The organism is Albidovulum denitrificans (assembly GCF_002973535.1).
Taxonomy (GTDB): domain Bacteria; phylum Pseudomonadota; class Alphaproteobacteria; order Rhodobacterales; family Rhodobacteraceae; genus Albidovulum; species Albidovulum denitrificans.
In genome coordinates this window covers 560,794-578,117 of sequence record NZ_PVEP01000001.1, presented here as the reverse complement: position 1 = coordinate 578,117, position 17,324 = coordinate 560,794, and the positions used below count along the sequence as shown (strand labels likewise).

At 65.2% G+C, this 17,324-nt stretch carries 21 protein-coding genes and 1 tRNA gene; 13 read left to right on the top strand and 9 right to left on the bottom strand.

What is annotated here, in order from left to right; all coding sequences use genetic code 11:
• The first annotated feature begins 4 nt into the window (after positions 1-4).
• The 7 genes from LX70_RS02755 (at position 5) to LX70_RS02725 (ending at position 3,283) form a co-directional block, all read left to right on the top strand.
• On the top strand, positions 5-262 hold the full coding sequence (locus tag LX70_RS02755) for a hypothetical protein (RefSeq protein WP_105512994.1): 258 nt from the start codon (positions 5-7) through the stop codon (positions 260-262).
• Positions 262-870, top strand: a complete 609-nt coding sequence (locus tag LX70_RS02750) for a hypothetical protein (RefSeq protein WP_105512993.1) — start codon at positions 262-264, stop codon at positions 868-870. The genes LX70_RS02755 and LX70_RS02750 overlap by 1 nt, the downstream gene beginning before the upstream one ends.
• Complete coding sequence (locus LX70_RS02745; protein ID WP_146111532.1) at positions 863-1,657, top strand: terminase large subunit domain-containing protein; 795 nt, start codon at positions 863-865, stop codon at positions 1,655-1,657. The genes LX70_RS02750 and LX70_RS02745 overlap by 8 nt, the downstream gene beginning before the upstream one ends.
• Positions 1,647-2,360 carry a hypothetical protein gene (locus LX70_RS02740; RefSeq protein WP_105512991.1) on the top strand — a complete coding sequence of 238 codons (714 nt, stop codon included), beginning with the start codon at positions 1,647-1,649 and terminating at the stop codon, positions 2,358-2,360. The genes LX70_RS02745 and LX70_RS02740 overlap by 11 nt, the downstream gene beginning before the upstream one ends.
• Positions 2,361-2,559: 199 nt before the next feature.
• The gene (locus LX70_RS02735) at positions 2,560-2,742 is read left to right on the top strand and encodes a hypothetical protein (protein WP_105512990.1); all 183 of its coding nucleotides are present in this window, start codon (positions 2,560-2,562) and stop codon (positions 2,740-2,742) included.
• A complete protein-coding gene (locus LX70_RS02730; protein WP_105512989.1) occupies positions 2,739-2,981 on the top strand; it encodes a hypothetical protein in 243 nt (80 codons plus the stop codon). Before LX70_RS02735 ends, LX70_RS02730 begins: the two co-directional genes overlap by 4 nt.
• Positions 2,978-3,283 (top strand): hypothetical protein, encoded by a 306-nt coding sequence (locus LX70_RS02725; RefSeq protein ID WP_105512988.1) that lies wholly within the window; start codon positions 2,978-2,980, stop codon positions 3,281-3,283. Before LX70_RS02730 ends, LX70_RS02725 begins: the two co-directional genes overlap by 4 nt.
• A 42-nt stretch (positions 3,284-3,325) precedes the next feature.
• Here LX70_RS02725 and LX70_RS02720 read toward each other — a convergent pair whose 3' ends face one another.
• From LX70_RS02720 to drt2, 3 genes are all read right to left on the bottom strand, one after another.
• Entirely contained in the window at positions 3,326-3,517 is a 192-nt protein-coding gene (locus LX70_RS02720; RefSeq protein ID WP_105512987.1) for a hypothetical protein, read from the bottom strand.
• A gap of 162 nt (positions 3,518-3,679) precedes the next feature.
• Positions 3,680-4,318 carry a DUF3489 domain-containing protein gene (locus LX70_RS02715; protein ID WP_245884902.1) on the bottom strand — a complete coding sequence of 213 codons (639 nt, stop codon included), beginning with the start codon at positions 4,316-4,318 and terminating at the stop codon, positions 3,680-3,682.
• Positions 4,319-4,428: 110 nt separating this feature from the next.
• Complete coding sequence (drt2, locus tag LX70_RS02710) at positions 4,429-5,757, bottom strand: antiviral reverse transcriptase Drt2 (protein ID WP_105512986.1); 1,329 nt, start codon at positions 5,755-5,757, stop codon at positions 4,429-4,431.
• Positions 5,758-6,134: 377 nt separating this feature from the next.
• Here drt2 and LX70_RS02705 point away from each other — a divergent pair, with 377 nt between their 5' ends.
• Together LX70_RS02705 and LX70_RS02700 are read left to right on the top strand one after the other, a co-directional pair.
• Positions 6,135-6,815, top strand: a complete 681-nt coding sequence (locus LX70_RS02705; protein ID WP_105512985.1) for a hypothetical protein — start codon at positions 6,135-6,137, stop codon at positions 6,813-6,815.
• Positions 6,816-6,827: 12 nt separating this feature from the next.
• A tRNA-Gly gene (locus tag LX70_RS02700) sits at positions 6,828-6,901 on the top strand.
• Between the two features lie 221 nt (positions 6,902-7,122).
• Here the strand turns inward: LX70_RS02700 and LX70_RS02695 are convergent.
• The 4 genes from LX70_RS02695 to LX70_RS02680 form a co-directional block, all read right to left on the bottom strand.
• Positions 7,123-8,103, bottom strand: a complete 981-nt coding sequence (locus tag LX70_RS02695) for a CorA family divalent cation transporter (RefSeq protein ID WP_105512984.1) — start codon at positions 8,101-8,103, stop codon at positions 7,123-7,125.
• 107 nt (positions 8,104-8,210) lie between these two features.
• The gene (locus LX70_RS02690) at positions 8,211-8,948 is read right to left on the bottom strand and encodes an endonuclease/exonuclease/phosphatase family protein (protein WP_105512983.1); all 738 of its coding nucleotides are present in this window, start codon (positions 8,946-8,948) and stop codon (positions 8,211-8,213) included.
• A gap of 1 nt (position 8,949) precedes the next feature.
• Positions 8,950-10,374 carry a protein adenylyltransferase SelO gene (locus LX70_RS02685; protein WP_105512982.1) on the bottom strand — a complete coding sequence of 475 codons (1,425 nt, stop codon included), beginning with the start codon at positions 10,372-10,374 and terminating at the stop codon, positions 8,950-8,952.
• 51 nt (positions 10,375-10,425) lie between these two features.
• Positions 10,426-11,364: a nucleoside hydrolase gene (locus tag LX70_RS02680; protein WP_105512981.1), complete on the bottom strand. Its 939-nt coding sequence runs from the start codon at positions 11,362-11,364 to the stop codon at positions 10,426-10,428.
• 164 nt (positions 11,365-11,528) lie between these two features.
• On the opposite strand from LX70_RS02680, the gene LX70_RS02675 reads away from it, so the two are divergent.
• Positions 11,529-12,431, top strand: a complete 903-nt coding sequence (locus LX70_RS02675; RefSeq protein WP_105512980.1) for a hypothetical protein — start codon at positions 11,529-11,531, stop codon at positions 12,429-12,431.
• Between the two features lie 127 nt (positions 12,432-12,558).
• Here the strand turns inward: LX70_RS02675 and LX70_RS02670 are convergent, their stop codons facing one another.
• Positions 12,559-13,566: a Fe(3+) ABC transporter substrate-binding protein gene (locus tag LX70_RS02670; RefSeq protein WP_105512979.1), complete on the bottom strand. Its 1,008-nt coding sequence runs from the start codon at positions 13,564-13,566 to the stop codon at positions 12,559-12,561.
• 88 nt (positions 13,567-13,654) lie between these two features.
• Positions 13,655-14,485 carry a nucleoside triphosphate pyrophosphohydrolase gene (mazG, locus tag LX70_RS02665; RefSeq protein ID WP_105512978.1) on the bottom strand — a complete coding sequence of 277 codons (831 nt, stop codon included), beginning with the start codon at positions 14,483-14,485 and terminating at the stop codon, positions 13,655-13,657.
• Positions 14,486-14,550: 65 nt separating this feature from the next.
• On the opposite strand from mazG, the gene LX70_RS02660 reads away from it, so the two are divergent.
• The 3 genes from LX70_RS02660 (at position 14,551) to LX70_RS02650 (ending at position 17,231) form a co-directional block, all read left to right on the top strand.
• Positions 14,551-15,714 carry a M20 aminoacylase family protein gene (locus LX70_RS02660; RefSeq protein ID WP_105513562.1) on the top strand — a complete coding sequence of 388 codons (1,164 nt, stop codon included), beginning with the start codon at positions 14,551-14,553 and terminating at the stop codon, positions 15,712-15,714.
• Positions 15,715-15,825: 111 nt separating this feature from the next.
• Positions 15,826-16,791: an agmatinase gene (gene speB, locus LX70_RS02655; RefSeq protein WP_105512977.1), complete on the top strand. Its 966-nt coding sequence runs from the start codon at positions 15,826-15,828 to the stop codon at positions 16,789-16,791.
• Positions 16,788-17,231 (top strand): DUF1499 domain-containing protein, encoded by a 444-nt coding sequence (locus LX70_RS02650; protein ID WP_105512976.1) that lies wholly within the window; start codon positions 16,788-16,790, stop codon positions 17,229-17,231. Before speB ends, LX70_RS02650 begins: the two co-directional genes overlap by 4 nt.
• Positions 17,232-17,324 lie beyond the last annotated feature (93 nt).

Genomic DNA, 17,324 nt, shown 5'->3' with positions numbered 1-17,324 from the left:
TGCCGTGGACCTCACCCAAGCTGCCGACCAGGTGGCGCGCGGCTTCCTGACGGGCAAGCGCCGCCCGCCCGAGTTTCACGTCGCAGTCACCCGCAACGCAATTCTGGATTGCCTGCTCTCGTCCGAGGAACCGGACTTCATCGCGCGCATCTGCGGCCCTGTCGCGCATCCAGGCGTGCGCTTGGTCGCGCGCCGCGTCGTCCGCAAGATCGCGCCGCACCTGGTCGAACTGGCCGGGCAGACACTCGCGGAGGCGCGCTAGTGGCCATCGACACCGCCAAGATCAAAGCGGCGCTGCCCAAGGAGTCAGGCCTTGGGCGGCGTTCCGTTATCCGCAATCGGCCAGATGTTCACGACGTTGTTCTGGATGTGGTCCTGAAACGCCGCACCCTCACGGACATTGCCAAACGCTGCGGCGTGACCACGGCCTCCTTGGACAGGTTCAGGTCCAAATTCATCACGCCCGAGGTGCAGAAGCTGTGCCTCGTGATGGATCAGGAGCAAGCGGCGAACGCGCTCGACGAAAAGGTGAACGAGGGGCAGGACGAAATCCAGAACGGCCTTCGCCTCGTGATCAAGGAGCAGAGGGAAATCTATGCGCTGATCAAGGCGAAGATCGGCGAGGGGCGAGACATCGAAGACCTTGCGCCCGCGCTGGCTCAACTGCTGCGCGACATGGGGCAGTCGCTCGACCGGCTGACGAAGGCCTATTCCGCTCTCCAGGCCAAGACCACGATCATCACGCCCATTCAGGAAAGCCCCGAATGGGCGAAGCTGTCTGACGTGCTGTTCTCGACGTTCCAGGCATACCCGGAGGCGTTTGCGGCGTTCCAGGCGCTCGCCAAGGAGAAGAGGTTGCGCCTTGGATGACGACGACCAACTCGCCCTATACCTTCGGACGCTTGAGGAACGGCTAGACCCGACCGCACTGTTCCGGCGCGTCGTCGGTGGCCCGTGCGATCCTTGGCAGCAGCAAATGCTGACCTCCACCTCGCCCTTCGTCTATGCCTGCTGCTCGCGTCGTGTCGGCAAATCGCAAACGGTCGGCATCCTCGCGGCCCACACGGTCGCGACTCCGAACCGGAACGTCGTGATCCTGTCGCCGACGCTCAGCCAATCGACCTTGCTGTTTAAACGGTGTCTCCAAGCCTGGCACGAACTCGGTTTGCCGATCCAGAAGACCCGGCTGACGCAGACCACGATGGAACTCGACAACGGCTCCGTGATCGTCTGCGTCCCGGCCGGGAATGACGGAGAATCCGCGCGCGGGCTTGGCGTGAAGGACGGCGGATTGCTCGTCTACGAGGAATTCTCGTTCATCAGCGAAGACGCAATCACGGCCACCCTGCCGATCCGAGAAACTGGGGGCAGGATCCTGGCTATCACCACGCCGGGCCGGAAAGGCACGTTCGCCCACCGCCTTTGGGAAGAAGAAAACGAGATCGAGAAGATTTCCGCGCGGTCGGTGGACATACCCCGCATGGCCGAGAAAGTCGCCTTCGACCAGCGCTTCATGCCGCCGAACCAATTCGCGACGGAACACCTGCTGCGCTGGATGGGGCAGGGCGGCATCCAGTTTTTCGCGCCGGAGACGATCACGGCCGCCTTCACGGACACCCCGGAACTGAAATTGGGAGATTTCCTCCATGTCGCATGAGATCGTGCAAGTCGGCGAGGAACTTGTCATCCCCTGCGATGATCCGGCCGTGACCGTGGTTCGCGGTTTTCGTCGGTTCCTCGTGGCAATTGATATTGCCCAGAGCGCAGGCACCGTGGACGCGAACGCCATCGCCATCATCGAAGATAGCCAGGTGCCGCGCCCGGACCAAACGCTTGGCCCGCGCCGGAGGGTAATCGTCAGGAGCGAACGTCTGCCCGCCATGTCGTATGTCCAGCTTGCCCAGGTCACGAAAAACCTGATGCTGGACCCGATGCTCGCTGGCCGGTCCTATCTCGTGGCCGACGCAGGCGGCCCTGGCCGCAGCTATTGTGATCTGCTCGACGCGAAGTCCGTGCAGCACACTCGCTGCCAGATCGTGTCGGGCGAGAACGAATCCGAGACGACCGAAAGGGGCGTCCGCTTCAACAATGTCTCCCGCAACCTGCTTCTCGGGTCGCTGAATAGCGCGCTCCACACCGGCGATCTGCTAATCGGGGATTTCCCGATGCGGTCGGAATTGCAAGCTGAGTTGGAAGCCGTCGAGGCGACCATCGGCGTGTCCGGCCGGATGCGGCTTACGGGCGGCACGGCCAGCGGCCACCTCGACATGGCGCTAGCGAGCGCAATGGCATTTTGGCTATCAGATCACAGGTCGGTCGGTGCGCACATCGGGCAAGTGCCGTTGCGCGGCTACTGGTGAGAGAGCCGCAGCGAGCGCCCGCAGCGCTGCGGTTGTCGCGCTGGCGGGTGTCCGCGTGGGGCGCTCGACGTCGCCCCAAGAGACGCGCGTCTCTGACGTTCGGCAACGAACTGCAATCCGCTCTAACGTCCTCAGAAGGACGCCAAATCACCGTCGGGGTAAATTCTCTCTTGTGGAAGAAACATAGGAGAACCCACAGATGAACTACCAAATCGAAGAAAAGACCCTCGCGGCCATGCGGGCGATCAATGCGGCGGGCATCTACAATGCCCGTATCGAGGCACCGAAGGGCGACTACATGCTTCAGTTCGACGACGACCGGGGCGACGCTTACTGGTACCTCGACGTCAGCCGGATCGTCAATGCGGAGGCCGCGCAATGACCGACGAGATCAATACCTCCGCCCTCGTCGCGTCGATCCTGACGACCGATCCCGATGACTGTTCCTACAACCGCTCTGTCGTGCTGATGGTTCGCGATCACGCCATCGACATGCGCCACGATGCCATGACTGAGGCCCTCAAGTATGTCGTCCTCGACAACGACATCCGCGAGGAACTCGACGCCATGCGCTTCTACATCGACCGCGCGCTGGGCTTCGGGAAGGCGGTGGCGGCATGACTTACGCAGAGGCACAGGAGGCGCTGCCCAAGGTCAAGCGCGAGAACTTGCTGCGCGCGATGGCAATCATCGGTACGCACCCTTGCGAGTCGCAAGTCGCCTTGAAAGGGCAGTGCATCATCGTTGATCAAGTTCAACTCGAACTCTGGAACCCGGATGACCTTGAGGTGGCCTCGGTCCTCATGGTTTCCAAGGAGTTTGGCTTTGCGCTGTCTGCCATTGGGCACACCATTGACGACCTTCGCGCACTGCAAAAGCCGTGGATTACCCTCGGCCGCGCGTTTGTCAGCGAGGCCACTTAAAACGGCGACGGGCGGTCCCTTCCGGGGCCGCCCGTCGTGTTTTCATAAGCGAGTTATAAGGCCGACCACGGCCAGCCATCCGATCATCTCGACGATCAGCCGAACCAGCCAGATCGGAAAGGCCAGCCAGCCTAGGCGCTGGCGTATCGTTCGCCCCTTGGGCTGTGGCGCGACCTGCTGCGCCTTCGGCCACCGGAGGATCACGGCATCGGCGGCATCATCCACGGGCATCATTCAGCACCCTCCACGGCTTCGGTCGGGCCGTCGGCTGCGCCGCCGCTAAGAGGGCGAGGGCGCGCTTCCGGCCAAGCCGGGGGTTCGGAATGTCGCACCGCCATTCGCGCCGCAGCACCAGCGGGAAGGGTCGGGCGGGCGGCATAGGCCGCCGCCCAATCATCACTTCACCCCTTCGGGCAGCAGGTGCAGGCGCCCTTCGCGTCTTTCCACACCCCAGCCGCTACCTTTCACGTCAACGTAGAGCGCCGACGAGGCAACAGCGCGGCTCCACCCGGTCGCAGCGGCGATCTCTTCGACCGTGGTGCCTGCCGGCTTGCGCAGCATGTCGATGATGGCCGCGCGCTTCGTGCCAGGGCGCGGCTCCTTCTGTGCGTCTGCGGGCAAGAACAGGATCACGTCTGCACCGGGCTTGCGGCTGGTCTTGGGCGCGGCCCCGGCGGCTTTCGCGGGCTTGCCCTTGACAGGCTCCTGCGCGCCCTTCTGGACCGTCAGCGCGGGCAGCGGCTGGCCCAGGATCGTTTTCAGCAGGGCGAACCCGGAATCCGTCCAGCCGATCAGGTCGCCTTCGGAATCCGGCGTCACCGTCACGAAGCCCTTTTTCACCAGCGATGCGAGAACACCTTTCTTCTGGGCGGTCGTCATGTCGCCCACCTTGCGGTCGTCGAGCCATACCCAAGTGGACAGGTCGGACGGCTGCTGCGCCTGCATCGGCGCGCCGTTCAGGGGTGTGTTCTCGCAGTGGGCGAAGGCAACCAGCAGGTGGTGTTCGGCGGCGGTGATCTTCTTGGTGTCGGTCATGGTGTCACTCCGTTGATGGGTCACAGAACATTCCGTGAACGACACGTTCACTAAGACCCATCCGCGGCGGCAATCAACCGGAGATTGTGGTTCCCGAGGGCGCGGATTTTTTATGGCGACGTGGCTAGTCCGCCGAACACCCTCACAGCTTCGCGCTCCCAGGCCCGGTTGAACCAGGTAACGTGGTGGCTGACCTGCTGCCTGATCTCGGGGCAGCCCATGATCTCTGATGCCTTGTAGGCGTAGCGCAAGAAGTTGCGCCTTTTCCCGAGATGGGTATACCGCGCGAGGCTTTCGCGCTTGAACACTTCGGGAGAAGGAATGTTCTTCGCTTTCGCCGCAACCATTTTGGCGTGAATGCCGCGGCGCATCTTGCCCCGGTACGCATCAAGCGACGACGGGCGGATGAGCGTTTTCACCCCGTCGAATGTGAATCCGAGGTACTGAATTGGCGTTGCCGATACCAGAAGACCGCACTTGAAATTGGCGGTGTCTGTCTTGTCCACGGACATAGCCAAGCCGAAATCGGCAAGCATCTTCTCCACCACCGCGACGACATGCCGGACCTTCGCACCCAGCGGCAGGATGACCGCTATGTCATCCGAATATCGCCTGTAGGAACCGCCCAGCCGGGCGCACCAGGCGATCATCTCCCGGTCAAAGGTGCGGAGATAGATGTTGGCATACAGGCCGGACACTGGCGTTCCCTGCGGGATTCCGAAAGTCTGGTCATGTGTCCGAATGAGGCCGTCCTTCCGGCCTCGGACATGATCTGAAAAGTCTGCGGGCGAACACACCCGGCCGTGACCGTTGCGCTTCCGCCCAAGCAACTTGTCCAGATCGGCCGTCTCGACCCAGGAATAGCGCGTAACGTTTTTCCACACGGTTGCGTGGTGCCCATCAAGTCGGGTCACGCCCAGTAGCCCGGCTACCTCGTCGCGGAGCAAAAGGTGGTCGAGGCAATCGAAGAAGCCGGATATGTCCATCGCGAAGACGGTGCAGTCGCCCCGCGTCCTGATCTCATCGAACAGCGCCTTGGCATGATGGATGTTGGTGCCGCCACCTCGGCGGTAAGCCAGAACGGAGCCGGAGGTGCCATCCTGCGCCAGCGCCCTCTCATAGAACCCGTTGAGATGCCCGGCGTAGGCTTGAAGATAGGCCGCGTCCTCGTGGCCCGCAAACCGGATGGGCCGCTCCTTGACCTTGACCTCGCGGTCCCCCGATGCCTTGCGGACATAGCGCCGTGCAACATCGGTGAACCCAAGCAGGGGCAGGAACCTGTGCGGTTCATCTTCTCGCGAAAAGTCGAATGCCAACTCGCGGTCGACCAGTGGCAGGTCGAAGTGCTTGTACTTCCGCTCTTTCGATATGGCGGGCAGCACAAAGTCATCAGTGGATGGATCAAACTCGTCTTCAGAAGGCAGGTAAAACCCGGGCATAGCGACTCCGTTCGTCAAATGCCCGGGCTATTGAACCTAGCTCCCATCAACGGGCACCGAGGTGCCCTCCGGTACGAGAAAACCTGGCGTGGTATGTTGTAACCACGATGTGCGAAGGATGCGCCATGACCGAAATCACGACCACCCGGTGCCCCTGGGCGCGGGTAGCGCTTGCGGGCCTTAACACTGGTCATCCGGGTCCTGTGCCCCGGGGCACTTCATGAGGTGGGTGCTCGTTTGCAAGATACAAGACCCGGTATCACTTTTTTCTGATCCGGCCTTATCGCCACCTGGATTGCCTGGTGTTCTACCTCGGACATCCTTTGCGGCAGTGCCGAAGCCAATGTCATCGTTTGCCCTGAACGAAGGAGGGTGCGATGACCCGAGAGAAAGCAGCCCAGGATGCGGGACGGCCGGAATGGCTCTTGCTGCCGGGGAGCGCGCCGGAGGCTCGCGGCACCGGCTCGCACAAGTACTTCACGGGCAGGCCCTGCAAGCGGGGGCATATCGACATTCGCACGACGCGGGACGGGCACTGCATGGCCTGCGAAAGGTTCATGCAGGGCGAGATTGCTAAGCGGCCTGGCCAGCGGGAGAAAGCGCGGGAATACGAGCGCAACCGCTACCACAGCAATCCCTCCGTGAAGGCGTATGTCCAGGAATATCAGTCACGCCCCGAGGTTCGAGAGCGCGACCGGGCGAACAAGGCGCGGTGGCATCAAGACAACAAGCCTCGCCGGATCGCCCGCATCAAAGAGTGGGAACAAGAAAACCCAGACCGGGTGCGCGAGTATACCGCCGCCCGCCGCGCCGCCGAGATGAACGCCATGCCAGCCTGGGTGGATCGCGAGGCCCTTCGCGCCGTCTATGACGAGTGCGCGAGGTTGACGTTTTCCACCGGCGAAGTCCATCACGTTGACCACATCGTTCCGCTGGTGCATCCCAATGTCTGCGGCTTGCATGTCCCCTTGAACTTGCAGGTGCTCACCGCCGCCGAGAACTTGCGGAAGAAGAATTCCTTCGATGGCACACTGGACAATGACGGCTGGCGCGGATAGACACCGCGTCATGCGGGCGTGGTATATGGGTTGTGCCCTGGCTTCCCAAGCCAGCGAAGGCGGTTCGAGTCCGCTCGCCCGCTCCATCCTCCCCGATCCCATTGCAGGCGCATCGCTCGACACTGTAGGCGAGCGACCAAAACGCCTACAGAATGCCTACAATTTGGGGATTCTGTCGCGGTCATCCGCTTGAATTTCAAGTGAAATGCGCGATTTGAACGGATGGTTGGGAAGCTTCTGCTCTACCATTGAGCTACACCCGCGTCGGATGCTGATTACCCTGCCGGGGCGGGCGTGGCAAGCGGGATCAGAACCAGCGGCGCCAGCGCAGCACCGCCCAAAGCGCGATCCCGATCAGCACAAGTGCTGCGGAAAGCAGGAGGAAGCCGGTTGGCGAAGAAGATCCCGGAATGCCGCCGAGGTTGACGCCGAAAAGTCCGGTCAGGAAGCCCAGCGGCAGAAAGATCGCCGCGACGACCGACAGGACATAGCCGTTGCGCCCGATCCGCGCGGCGTGGATCGAATCGACATGGGCGCGCAGGCTCATCAGCCGTTCGCGCACGCCGTCCAGTTCCTCGACCACCCGCGTGGTGCGCAGCGAGGTGCCGCGCAGCCCGTAGCGTTCCGCCGCGCCGATCAGCGGCGTCTCCAGCGCGGCGAGGCGGGCCATGGCGTCGCGTTGCGGGGCCAGGTGGCGGCGGATCTTCAGGACCGACCGGGCGATCCGGGCGACCTCGGTTTCCGGGGCATCGCCATCGCTGCCGCCGGGTTCGAACAGCGCCTCTTCCAGCGCGTCGGTGCGGTCCTCAAGCTCCCCCGCCGCTTCCTCGATGGGGGCGGTCAGAGCGTCGGCCAGCCGGGCCAGCAGCGCACCGGGTGAGGGCAGGCCGTGGCCGGCCTCAAACTCCGCCCGCAGCGTATCCAGCGCGCGGATCCGGCGCAGGCGGGTGGAGACGACGATCTTTTCCCCGACCCAGAGGCGGATCGCGATCATGTCCTCTTCATCCTCGCCGGGGTTCAGGTTCATGCCCCGCAGCACCACCATCAGCCCCTCGGCCATCGGATCGCCCTGGGGCCGCGTCTCGGCCAGCAAGAGGGCTTCGCGCACCGGGGCGGGCAGGTGCTGCGCGCTCCATGCGGCGAAGGCGGGCGTGGTGCGGTCACAGTGAAGCCAGCGCCAGACCGCGTCCCCGGCGGGGGCCGGTGCGGGCCAATCCTCGGTCACCGGGCGGGTGGTGCCGTCGGGCAGGATGTCGAAGGCGAGGATCGTGGTCAGGGTCTGGGTCATGGGCGGTCCGCTTGGCTTAGCGCATTTCGGGTTTGCACTGAATCAGAATTCGAACTTATTTCGTTCAAATTCTGATAGTTACTTTCTCAATGACAACCCGAAACGCTTTAGCGCCCATGCTGGCCCGAAGCGGCGGCGGGTGCAATCGTCGCAGGCCCCGAAAGCGTCACCTCGGCCCAGATCGGCAGGTGGTCGGAGGCGATCCTCGCGGGGGCCGTGGCATGGGTGCCGCTGTCATGCAGGTGCAGCCCGCCGCCGATGGCGATCCGGTCGAGCGATCCCATCGGGCGGGGGGCCGGAAAGCTCGGCCCCGGCGTGTGCATCCGGTACTCAGGCCCCAGAGCCATGCCGCTGCCGCGCCGGGACCAGTCGTTGAAATCGCCAAGAATCGCGGTCGGCATCGGCGTGCGGTGGCCCAGCGCGGCGCGGATCGCGGCCAGTTGCATCAGCCGGTAGCGCCGGATCAGGCCCAGATGCGCGCCGACGACGCGGATCGGGCCGTGATCGGTCTCCACCTCCGCCATGATGGCGCCACGCGGTTCCAGCCCCGGCAGTTCCAGCCGCCGGATCGCCGAAACGGTCAGGCTGCGGCGGACAAGGATGGTCTGCCCGTGCCAGCCAAGGCTTTGCGGGCCAAGCGCGAAGGGCAGGGGCGACAGGTCGGTATGATCCGCGATCAGGCCGGGGGGCAGGGCGGTGGGGCGCTGGCCAAGGCGGTGGTCGACCTCTTGCAAGGCCACCACATCGGCGTTCAGCGCGTTCAGGACGGTGACGATACGACCGGGCTGCCGCCGCCGGTCCATGCCCAGGCATTTGTGAACATTGTAACTCGCCAGACGGATCATCTCAGGTCCCGCAGAAGGTCCGGCGCACGACCTGATCGTCGGTCGGGGCCAGCGTATAGGGGGCGTCCTCGGGCGCCAGGTCGAAGGGGGTGGAAAGGACACGGGCCAGCCGGTCGAAGGGGGCGAAATCGCCGCCCGTCGCCGCCGCGATCGCCTCTTCGACGCGGTGGTTGCGCGGGATCACCGCCGGGTTGGCGGCGCGCATGATCTCGTCGGGCGCCTCCTCGGTCGCCAGCCGGTCGCGCCAGTCGCGCGCCCAACCGTCGAAGGCTGTGGGGTCGGCGAATTCCGCCGCCGCCATGCCCTCGGCCAGACCCCGGAAGGTACGGGTGAAATCCGCGCCCTGATCGGCCATCAGGCCCAGCAGCCGCTGGATCAGGGCCGCGTCATCCGTTGTCGCCTCTGCCAGACCGATCCTGGCCCCGAACCGCCGCAGCCATTCGCCCTCATAGACCGTGGTAAAGCCGTTGATCGCCTCGGTCGCCGCGGCGATGGCGGTGTCCTCATCCCCCATCAGCGGGATCAGGCAAGAGGCGAATTGCGCAAGGTTCCAGAGCGCGACCTGCGGCTGGTTGGAATAGGCGTAGCGGCCGAACTGGTCGATGGAGGAAAAGACCTTGCGCGGGTCGTAGCCATCCATGAAGGCGCAGGGACCATAGTCGATGGTTTCGCCCGACACCGCCATGTTGTCGGTGTTCATCACGCCATGGATGAAGCCAAGCGACATCCAGTGCGCGATCAGCCGCGCCTGCGCCGCCGTCACGGCGTGGATCAGGCCAAGCGGGCCATCGGCATCGGGATAATGGCGGGCGATGACATGGTCGGTCAGAAGGCCAAGCGCCTCCACGTCATTCCGGGCGGCGAAATACTGGAAAGTGCCGACGCGGATATGGCTGGCGGCGACGCGGGTCAGGACGGCGCCGGGCAGGGCGGTTTCGCGCCAGACAGGCTCCCCCGTCGTGACGGCGGCCAGTGCGCGGGTGGTCGGCACGCCAAGTGCGGCCATCGCCTCGGACACGATATATTCGCGGATCACCGGCCCGATGGCCGCGCGCCCGTCGCCCCGGCGCGAAAACGGCGTCGGGCCAGAGCCTTTGAGTTGCAGGTCAAAGCGCCCCCCGTCTGGCGCCACGAGTTCACCCAAGAGCAGCGCCCGCCCGTCGCCCAGTTGCGGCACCCAGCCGCCGAACTGATGCCCGGCATAGGCCTGCGCCAGCGGCGCCGCCCCCTCAGGCACCGCATTGCCACCGAAGGCCGCGATCCAGCCGGGCTGGCGCAGCGCATCGGGATCAAGGCCCAGCCGCCGCGCCAGCGCGTCGTTCAGCGCGATCAGGCGCGGTTCGGCCACCTTCGCGGGCGGCTGGCGGTGGTAGAACCGCCCCGGCAGGCGGGCATAGGAATTGTCGAAGGCAAGCGCGCGCGTCATGGGATCAATGTAGGGATTCGCGCGGCGAAAGGAATGGGCGGTTACGCCCCCTCACAGCCGCGCGAGCCGTTCGGTCAGAAGCGCATAGAACCCGTCGGCATCCACATCGCGGATGAACAGCGCGTTCGGCGCCCGCTTCGTCACCCGCCACCAGTCGGCAACCGTCATCCCGGCGGTGTACTGGCCGTGAAGCTCGATCTCCACATTGATCTCGCGGCCCGCGAAAAGGTCGGGGCGCAGCAGCCAGGCGATGGTGCAGGGATCATGCAGCGGCGCGCCTTCCGAGCCGTATTTCTCCATGTCGAAGCGTTCGAAGAAATCGGTCCAGCTTGCGACCGCCTCGCCCACGCGGGTGCCAAGCGCGCGGAATGCCTCGATCCTTGGCCGGGTGGTCAGCGCCTTGTGGGTGACGTCAAGCGGCATCACGACCAGCGGAATGCCGGACCGGAAAACGATATCGGCGGCCTCAGGGTCCACATAGATGTTGAACTCGGCCGCCGGGGTGATGTTGCCGACCTGGAAATACGCCCCGCCCATCAGGACGATCTGCCTGATCCGGCCCGCGATTTCGGGCGCGCGGTGCAGCGCGGTGGCGATATTGGTCAGCGGGCCGATGGGGCAAAGCGTGACGCTGCCCGCCGGTTCGCGCCTCAGCGTCTCGATCAGGAAATCGACCGCGTGGCCCTCGGCCAGCGGCATGGTCGGGTCGGGCAGCGCGATGCCGTCAAGGCCGGTCTTGCCGTGGACATGCTCGGCCGTCACCAGATCGCGCTTCAGCGGCCGGTCGCACCCCGCATAGACCGGCAGATCGGGCCGTCCCGCCAGTTCGCAGATGATCCGCGCATTCTTCGCCGTCAGCGCCAGCGGCACGTTGCCCGCGACGCAGGTCAGGCCCAGTACCTCGATCTCGGGCGAGGCGAGGGCAAGCAGGATCGCGACCGCGTCGTCCTGGCCGGGATCGGTGTCGATGATGATTTTCTGAGCAGTCATGGCACCTCCGTTGCCGCGACTGTGGCCATCGCCCTGCGGATTGTCCAGAGAGCGGGAAGGTCACGAGGTCACCCGAAGAATGATCCTGATACAACCCAAAGTTGCCCAACCTTCGCCACAATCCCTGAGGAAAGTTAAATGGTAAACGGGGAAAGGCCAAAACGATGTTCGCGCGCGACGCCCAGATCGTAGTTCATGCCGGGATGCATTGCACCGGGGCGGATGAATTCCAGACGGTGCTGGGTCTCAATCGCACGGCGCTGAACGCCGCCGGTCTCGACATGGCCTATCCGGGCCGGGGCGGGGCCGAGGGCGGCCGCTTCGACTGCGCCTTCCCTGAACCGCGCCACCAGTTCCGCGACATCTGCGACCATGTCGCCGCCATCGGCGGTGCGCTGGCCGACAGCTATACCGGCGCCGGGCGCTATCTTATCAGCGAACACGATCTGGCGGGCCGCATGGCCGGGCTTCTGGGCGGGCGCTTCTACCCGACCGCGCGCCAACGGGCCGAGGCGCTGCGCGCCGCCCTTGGCCGTCCGGTCGATCGCCTGGTCGTGGTCGTGAAACCCTATGACACGCTTTTCACCGCCGCCTGGCGCCGCTTTGCGCTGGACCGGCAGATGGAGCCCTTCGCCGAATACGCGCCGGGCATGGCGAATTTCACCGGCGGCTGGGCCGAGGTGGTGGAGGCGATGCAGGGCGGGCTTGAGGCGCGCCATGTGACGGTGCTGGCCGAACGCCCCTCGCATGAGGAACTCTTCGCCCACCTGCTGCCGGGCTTCCGCCTGCCTCTACTGGCCAAACCGGCGCCCGCGCCGGAGATCACCGAAAGCGGGATCGCGATGATCCAGCGCCATTACCGTCAGGGCGGCCGCTATGTCGCCGGGCAGCGTGACCGGATCCTTGCCTTCCACGCGCTTCAGCCGCAATTGCCGCGCGAGGCGGGCTTTTCGGGCCTGCACCTGTCGGACCTTCGGGGACGTTTCGTGGCCGATCTCGACACTATCGCGCGGATGCGTGGGGTCGAGGTGGTGGGCAACCTGCTGCCGGCGATGGCGGCGGAATAGGTCCTGCGTTGCGGTTGCGGCACCGTCGGACGCCTCCGGCGGGAGTATTTGGGCCACAATGAAAATGGCCCCCCAGACAGAAAAAGCCCGGCGGGATGGCCGGGCTTTCTGGTTTTAAAGTCGTGGCTTAGCCGTCGAAGTTGACCTCTTCCATCAGCTTCAGCGCGGCGGGGCGTTCCTTCGCCACATCCATCAGGTTGATGGCATCGGGCGTGAAGGGACCCCAGCTTTCCACCAGCGCCGATTGCGGGACGCCGGGCTTGACCGGGAATTCGTTGTTGGTCTCGGCATAGATCTTCTGCGCCTCATCCGACGACAGGAATTCCATGAAGGCCAGCGCGGCTTCCTTGTGCGGGGCGGCCTTGGTCATCGCCATGCCCGAGACGTTCATATGGGTGCCGCCGTCGGTGAAGGTCGGGTAGACGATGCGCACCGCGTCGGCCCATGCTTTCTGTTCGGGGTCGGCCAGCATTTCACCCATGTAATAGGTGTTGCCAAGCGAGATGTCGCATTCGCCCGCCCAGATCGACTTGACCTGCGCGCGGTCGTTGCCCTCGGGCTTTTTCGCGAGGTTGGCCTTCAGCCCTTCGGCCCAGATCTTCGTCGCCTCAAGCCCGTCATGGACGATCATCGCGGCGGTCAGGCCGAGGTTGTAGTCATGCGTGCCGGGGCGGGTGCAGATGCGGCCCTGCCATTTCGGGTCGGTCAGCGCCTCATAGGTCGTAACCTCGCCATCGGCGACGCGCTCCTTGCTGGCATAGACGATGCGGGCGCGGGCGGTGAGGCCGAACCACTGGTTGCCGGGGTCGCGGAATTCGGCCGGGATATTGGCGGCGAGGATGTCGGAGGTGACGGGCTGCGTCACGCCCGCCTCGACCACCTGCGCCAGCCGCGCGATGTCGACGGTCAGGACGACATCGGCGGGGCTGCGGTCGCCCTCGTTCTGAAGCCGTTCGACCATGCCCTTGTCGATATGGGCGACGTTGACGGCGATCCCGGTCCTGGCGGTGAAGGCATCGACCAGGGGCTGGATCAGCTCCGGCTGGCGGAGGGAATAGACGTTGACCTCATCGGCGAGGGCGGGGGCGGCGAGGGCGGCCATGGCCATCGTCAGGGGAAGGGCGCGCAGAGACATGTTCCTGTCCTTCGGGTTGGTAAGACTGCGCCGCTTCTGCCACCGCTTCCGGGGTAGGTCAAGAGTTCACGACAAAAATTGTCGGATATTAGTTTGCGGCCTTCCCTGCGCGTTCTGCGATCTTGGCCGCGTCCCAAAGCGCGTCCATTTCGGCCAGCGTGCTGTCCTCGGGGCGGCAACCCTTGGCCGCCAGCGCGGATTCGACCGATCCGAAGCGGCGCGTGAACTTGGAATTTGCCGAGCGCAAAGCGGCTTCCGCGTCGATCTTCAAGTGACGCGCGAGGTTTGCCACGACGAAAAGCAGATCGCCGAATTCCTCGAAGACCTCGGCTTCGGACTTCTCCGCCCGCGCCTCGTTCAGCTCCCGCGCTTCCTCGACGATCTTGTCGATCACCTCGTCGGTGGAGGGCCAGTCGAACCCGACCCGCGCGGCGCGGTTTTGCAGCTTGATCGCCCGGACCAGTGCCGGCAGGCCAAGCGCCACGCCGTCCAGCACGCCCTGCGGCCCGCGTTCACGCGCCTTCTGCGCCTCCCAGTCCTTCGTCTGCTGCGCGGCCGACTTGTCGCGGCTTTCCGCGCCGAAGACATGCGGGTGGCGCGAGACCATCTTGTCAGAGATCGCGCGCACCACGTCGTCAAAACGGAAATGCCCGGCCTCCTCGGCCATCTGCGCGTGATAAACGGCCTGAAACAAGAGGTCCCCCAACTCACCCTTCAACTCGCCCCAGGCGGCGCGGTCGATGGCGTCGGCGACCTCATAGGCCTCTTCGATCGTGTAGGGCGCGATGGTCGCGAAGTCCTGCTCGATATCCCAGGGGCAGCCGGTTTCGGGGTCGCGCAGGCGCGCCATGATCTCTACCAGCCGCGCGATCCCGCCTTCGGGGTCATGCACCAGCCGGTCCGAGGCGTCCTTGTCCATTGCGTCCTTCCTGCTTTTCGCCCAATCCTCGGGCGACCCTCTGCCATATGACCGAAAGAGTCCACATGCCCGTCCTGAACCGCATTGCCGCCCTTGCCCCCGAGATGGCCGAATGGCGCCAGCACCTGCACCGGAACCCGGAACTGGGCTTTGCCTGCCACAGGACGGCGGGTTTCGTGGCCGAACGGCTGCGCGATTTCGGCGTGGACGAGATCCATGAAGGCATCGCCGAAAGCGGCATCGTCGCGATCATCAAAGGACAGGGGGACGGCCCGACCATCGGCCTGCGCGCCGATATGGACGCGCTGCCGATCACCGAGGAGACGGGGCTGCCCTATGCCTCTGCCATCCCCGGCGTCATGCATGCCTGCGGCCATGACGGGCATACCACGATGCTGCTTGGCGCGGCGAAATACCTGGCCGAGACGCGCCGCTTCCGCGGTCGCGTCGCGCTGATCTTCCAGCCCGCGGAAGAGGATGGCGCGGGCGGGCAGGCGATGGTGCAGGCGGGTATCCTCGACCGGTTCGGCATTGGTGAGGTTTATGCGCTGCACAATGCGCCACAGGTCCCGCTGGGCAGTTTCGCCACGACCGAGGGGCCGATCATGGCCGCCGTCGATACCGCCTGGGTCACGCTGACCGGCAAGGGCGGGCATGGTGCCTTTCCGCATGAGTGCGTGGACCCGATCCCCGCCGCCGTCGCCATCACCGCAGCGCTTCAGACCATCGTCAGCCGCAACGTGAACCCGATGATGGAAGCCGTTGTTTCGGTGACGGAAATCCACGCCGGGACCGCGTCGAACATCATCCCCGAAACCGCCCGCCTGACGGCCACGATCCGGTCTTTCGACCCGGCCGTGCGCGAGATGATGAAGCGCCGCTTTCATGAGATCGTCGCAGGCACCGCCGCCGCCCATGGCGTGACGGCCAAGGTCGAGTATGACTGGGGCTATCCCGCCACCGTCAACGATCCCGACCGGGCGGGTTTCGCCGTCTCGGTCGCCGCCGACATCGTGGGCGAGGCCGCGCAGATCACCGATGAGGCGCGCGCCATGGGGGCCGAGGATTTCGCCTATCTTCTGGAGGAGCGCCCCGGCTGCTACCTCTTCCTTGGTCAGGGCGACAGCGCGGGGCTGCATCATCCGGCCTACAACTTCAACGATGAGGCGGCGCCCTATGGGGCGAGCTTTTTCGCCCGGCTGGTCGAGAGGGCGCAACCGCTGGCGTGATTTGATCAAATTTCCTTGACGAATCGGGCCGCAGCGCTTTGGCTCCGCGCCACCCGGATCGGCGGCGTCTCCGGCTTCGAACGACGCCAGACCCCATCACGGAGCCCCCTCATGGCTTTGGAAGACGCGAAGACAGAGGTCGACCTCGCCTTCACCCGTTCGGACCGCCGCGGCCTTGCCTTCGAGAATGCCTTTGGCGGCGCCACCAGCTTTCTTCGGCGGCGCTATTCGAAGGACCTGACCGGCGTCGATCTGGCGATCACCGGCGTGCCGTTCGATCAGGCGGTGACGCATCGCAGCGGCACACGGTTCGGCCCCCGCGCGGTGCGCGAGGCCTCGGCCCTGCAACCCTATGATCCGCCCTATGGCTGGGGCTACTCACCGCTCGATGAGATGGACATCGTGGACTATGGCGATGTGGCCTTCGATTACGCCAGGGTCGCGGACTTCCCCGATACGCTGACCGCCCATATCCGCACCATCCTTGCCGCCGGGGCGGGGACGGTGACGCTGGGCGGCGATCATTACATCACCTTCCCGATCCTCAAGGCCTATGCCGAAAAATTCGGTCCGATCAGCCTGTTGCACTTCGACGCGCATTCCGACACCTGGGTCGATGACGACTTTGCCCGCATCGACCACGGGACGATGTTCTACAAGGCGATCAAGTCCGGCATCGTGGACCCCGCCACCTCCGTTCAGGTCGGCATCCGCACCCATAACGACGACTTCATGGGCGTGAACGTGATCGACGCGCGCGAGGTGCATGAGACGGGCGCAGCCGCCGTCACCGCGAAGATCAAGCGCATCGTCGGCGACCGCCCCACGTATCTCACCTTCGATATCGACTGTCTTGACCCCGCCTTCGCGCCCGGTACCGGAACGCCGGTCTGGGGCGGGCTGGCAAGCTGGCAGGTCGCGGCGATCCTGCGCGACCTTGCCGGGATCAACATGGTCGGCGGTGATGTGGTTGAGGTTTCGCCCGCCTATGACACCACCGGCGCCACCGCCATCGCGGGCGCCCATGTCGCGCATGAGCTGATCTGCCTTTACGGCTGGACCCGGCGGAAAGGGTGAAAATCGCGCTCTTCCTCCTCGCGCTGATCGTCCTTGGCGGGCTGGCCTGGATACGGCTCGCCCCCTCGGACCCGGCGCGGTGGCATGTCCGGCCCGACGGGACCCCGCCGCCCGGCGCTTCCCTCGTCGTCCTTGAAGGTGGCGCCAAGGCCGCGCTGCGGCTGCCGGATGAAACGCCGGAACAGGTCCTGACCCGCCTTGACGCCATCGCGCAGGCCACCCCGCGCACCAAGACCCTCGCGGGCCGCGCGGGCGAGGGCATGATCACCTGGGTGACGCGATCAAGGCTCTTCGGCTTTCCCGACTATACCACCGCCGCGGCCCGGCCTGACGGCAGCGCCACGATCCTGACGCTCCACGCCCGCCTCCGCTTCGGCCGCAGCGATTTCGGCGTCAATGCCGCACGGCTTCGCGACTGGCTGGCGCAACTCTCCCCCTGACTTCTTCTGTTCAAAAATACTCCACGGGGGTCCGGGGGTGTGAAACCCCCGGCCTCTCCCCCTTGACCGCCGCCCGGACAAAGGCCAAACCCG